General features: G+C 60.2%; 4 protein-coding genes. All 4 read left to right on the top strand.

The genetic code is table 11. The features are described from left to right. The first annotated feature begins 66 nt into the window (after positions 1-66). Positions 67-1,239, top strand: a complete 1,173-nt coding sequence (gene hflK / locus D8V06_RS16690; protein WP_056852376.1) for an FtsH protease activity modulator HflK — start codon at positions 67-69, stop codon at positions 1,237-1,239. Further along, a complete protein-coding gene (hflC, locus tag D8V06_RS16685) occupies positions 1,239-2,108 on the top strand; it encodes a protease modulator HflC (RefSeq protein WP_008064109.1) in 870 nt (289 codons plus the stop codon). The genes hflK and hflC overlap by 1 nt, the downstream gene beginning before the upstream one ends. Positions 2,109-2,421: 313 nt before the next feature. Further along, positions 2,422-3,609 carry an ATP phosphoribosyltransferase regulatory subunit gene (locus tag D8V06_RS16680; protein ID WP_056852377.1) on the top strand — a complete coding sequence of 396 codons (1,188 nt, stop codon included), beginning with the start codon at positions 2,422-2,424 and terminating at the stop codon, positions 3,607-3,609. A gap of 54 nt (positions 3,610-3,663) precedes the next feature. Next, a partial coding sequence (locus tag D8V06_RS16675; RefSeq protein ID WP_177434441.1) for an adenylosuccinate synthetase occupies positions 3,664-4,049 on the top strand: 386 nt, incomplete at its 3' end.

Here is a 4,049-nt window from a genome sequence, read left to right as displayed (position 1 = left end):
CAGGCATTCTGTAGCATTGGTCGGCGCGCCGTGGGTGCGTCTTTGCTTTATCAGATGGAGAGCGCTATGGCTTGGAATGAGCCGGGTGGCAACTCGAATAATCAGGATCCTTGGGGTGGCAAGCGTCGCAATAACGGCGACCGCAAGGGACCACCGGATCTCGACGAGGCCTTCCGAAAGCTGCAGGAAAGCCTGAACGGGTTGTTCGGTGGTGGTAAGAAACGGGGTGACGACGGTGGTGGTTCGGGCAAGAGTGGCGGCTTCGGCGGCCTGCTCGGCATCGGCCTGGTCGTTCTGGCGGCCGTATGGCTGTACAGCGCGGTCTATGTCGTCGACGAGCAGGAGCAAGCCGTGGTGCTGCGCTTCGGCAAGTACTACGAAACGGTCGGCCCGGGTCTGAACATCTACTTCCCGCCGATCGACAAGAAGTACATGGAAAACGTAACGCGTGAGCGTGCGTACACCAAGCAGGGCCAGATGCTGACTGAAGACGAGAACATCGTCGAAGTGCCGCTGACCGTGCAGTACAAGATCAGCAACCTGCAGGACTTCGTGCTGAGCGTCGATCAGCCGGAAGTCAGCCTGCAGCACGCGACCGACAGCGCACTGCGCCATGTGGTGGGTTCCACCGCGATGGACCAGGTGCTGACCGAAGGTCGTGAATTGATGGCCAGCGAGATCAAGGAGCGTCTGCAACGCTTCATGGATACGTATCGCACCGGCATCACGGTCACCCAGGTCAACGTACAGAGCGCAGCGGCACCGCGTGAAGTCCAGGAAGCCTTCGATGACGTGATCCGCGCCCGTGAAGACGAGCAGCGTTCGCGTAACCAGGCCGAAACCTATGCCAACGGCGTCGTGCCGGAAGCCCGTGGTCAGGCCCAGCGCATTCTCGAAGACGCCAATGGCTACCGTGACGAAACCGTCTCGCGTGCCAAGGGTGAGGCCGATCGCTTCACCAAACTGGTCGCCGAGTATCGCAAGGCACCTGAAGTTACCCGCCAGCGTCTGTATCTGGACACCATGCAGGAAGTCTTCAGCAATACCAGCAAGGTTCTCGTGACCGGCAACAAGAATGGCCAGAGCAACCTGCTTTACCTGCCTCTGGACAAGATGGTCGAAAGTGGTCGCAGCACCAGCACTCCGGTGACCGGCGCCGCTGCCAGCAGCAATGAAGCGAATGCGCGTGCGGCAGCTGATCTGCAGCAACAGCAAGCACGTACCAGGGAGAGTCGCTGATGAGCAATAAATCGCTGATCGCCCTTATTGTCGGCGTCGTCGTGGCGATCGCTGCCTGGAACTGCTTCTACATCGTGGCTCAGACCGAGCGTGCGGTGTTGCTGCAGTTCGGTCGCGTGGTCCAGACCGATGTTCAGCCAGGCCTGCATGTGAAAGTGCCTTACGTTAACCAGGTGCGCAAATTCGACGCACGCCTGATGACGCTCGATGCACCGACACAGCGCTTCCTGACGCTGGAGAAGAAAGCCGTGATGGTCGATGCCTACGCCAAGTGGCGCGTGAAGGACGCCGAGCGTTTCTACACCGCGACTTCCGGCCTCAAGCAGATCGCCGACGAACGTCTGTCCCGTCGTCTCGAATCCGGGCTGCGTGATCAGTTCGGCAAGCGCACCTTGCACGAAGTCGTGTCGGGTGAGCGTGATGCACTGATGGCGGATATCACGGCGTCGTTGAACAAGATGGCTGAAAAAGAGCTGGGCATCGAAGTTGTGGATGTCCGGGTCAAAACCATCGACCTGCCGAAAGAAGTGAACCGCAGTGTGTTCGAGCGTATGAGCACCGAGCGTGAGCGTGAAGCTCGCGAGCACCGCGCCAAGGGTAACGAGCTGGCTGAAGGCATTCGTGCCGATGCCGATCGTCAGCGCCGCGTGTTGTTGGCGGAAGCCTATCGTGAATCTGAAGAGATTCGTGGTGATGGCGATGCCCAGGCCGCTTCGATCTACTCCAAGGCCTACGGTCAGGATCAGGAGTTCTACGCGTTCTACCGTAGCCTGCGTGCCTACCGTGAAAGCTTCGCGAACAAATCTGACGTCATGGTTCTTGACCCAAGCAGCGACTTCTTCCATTACCTGGAAAAAGCCAAGCCTTGATACGACGCTGACCTGAATCATCCTCCGCCGGGCGGCTAAAACCTCTGGCGGGGTGATCCTTTGGGAAAACGTGTGTATGATGCGGCAGCCGGGAAATTCCCGGCTTTTTTGCGTCTGCATGTTTGATTGCTGTTTTATGCAGGTGCCCGAGCGCTATGGCTCGAAAGGTTTTACGAGGAAAGTGGTCGGCGAAGCCCGTTTCAGGCTTTTCGCCACGTCGCTCATGCGCGTGGTTTGCGCTGGGCCGGTCATTTTCTGCTTCACTCAAGGCTCGCCCAAAGGCTGGCTGCCCGGATCATAGGGGATTGGCGTAATGGCAACGGTAGACCGCTGGCTGCTGCCAGATGGCATCGAAGAAGTACTGCCACCGGAAGCTGCGCGTATTGAAGTCGCGCGTCGTCAGGTGTTGGATCTGTTCCAGAGCTGGGGTTACGAGTTTGTCGTGACTCCCCATATCGAGTACCTGGAATCCTTGCTGACCGGCGCGGGCCAGGATCTGGACCTGCGTACCTTCAAGGTGATCGATCCTCAGTCGGGTCGTCAGATGGGTTTCCGGGCCGACATCACGCCACAGGTGGCGCGCATCGATGCGCACACCCTGCGACGCGAAGGTCCGAACCGTCTCTGCTATGCCGGCAGCGTGCTACATGCGCAGCCGCGCGCCTTGTCGTCCTCGCGCAGCCCGATTCAACTGGGTGCCGAGTTGTACGGCGACGGTAGCCCGAGCAGTGATGTCGAAGTCATCAGTTTAATGCTGGCCATGCTGCAACTGGCGGATGTGCCGGATGTGCACATGGACCTGGGGCATGTCGGTATTTACCGCGGCCTGGCGCGCGCCGCCGGTTTGTCGGGCGAAGTTGAGCAGCAGTTGTTCGATGCGCTGCAACGCAAGGCCATCGACGAGGTCATTACCTTGACCGAGGGCTTGCCTGCCGATCTGTCGGGCATGCTGCGGGCGTTGGTCGACCTGTGTGGCGGCCGTGAAGTCCTGGCGGCGGCGCGTGAGCGTCTGGCCAAGGCCCCGGCCCCGGTTCTGGCTGCACTGGATGACTTGCTGGCGATCGCCGAGCGTCTGTCCGCGCGCTTCCCGGAGCTGCCGCTGTATTTCGATCTGGGCGAACTGCGCGGCTACCACTACCACACCGGTGTGGTGTTCGCTGTATTCGTACCGGGTGTTGGTCAATCCATCGCTCAGGGTGGTCGTTACGACGACATCGGCGCCGACTTCGGTCGTGCCCGCCCGGCAACCGGCTTCTCCACCGATTTGAAAACCCTGGTGACCCTGGGGCGTGCTGAGATCGAGCTACCGTCTGGCGGTATCTGGATGCCTGACAGTACGGATGCGGCACTCTGGCAGCAGGTTTGCCAGTTGCGCAGTGAGGGTCAGCGTGTCGTTCAGGCCTTGCCTGGACAACCTTTGGCCGCCGCCCGTGAAGCGGACTGCGACCGGCAATTGATTCAGCAGAACGGGCTTTGGCAAGTATCGCCACTGGCTTCTTGAGTTTTCCTGCCGGCCGCCGCCGGCACCAAGTTTGCGCGAATGAGGACAAGTGTTATGGGTAAGAATGTCGTAGTCCTGGGCACCCAATGGGGTGATGAGGGCAAAGGCAAGATCGTTGATCTGCTGACCGAACATGCTGCCGCCGTAGTGCGCTACCAGGGTGGCCACAACGCTGGCCACACGCTGGTGATCGACGGTGAAAAAACTGTCTTGCACCTGATTCCGTCGGGCGTACTGCGCGAAGGCGTGCAGTGCCTGATCGGTAATGGCGTGGTGGTTGCACCTGACGCCCTGCTGCGGGAAATCAACAAGCTGGAAGAGAAAGGCGTACCGGTGCGCGAGCGCCTGCGTATCAGCCCGTCCTGCCCGCTGATCCTGTCCTTCCACGTTGCGCTGGACCAGGCCCGTGAAAAGGCCCGTGGCGAGCTGAAGATCGGCAC

Origin of the sequence: Pseudomonas sp. Sample_24 (assembly GCF_004307605.1) — a bacterium.
Classification (GTDB): Bacteria; Pseudomonadota; Gammaproteobacteria; order Pseudomonadales; family Pseudomonadaceae; genus Aquipseudomonas.
This window is presented reverse-complemented; position numbering and strand designations above follow the sequence as displayed.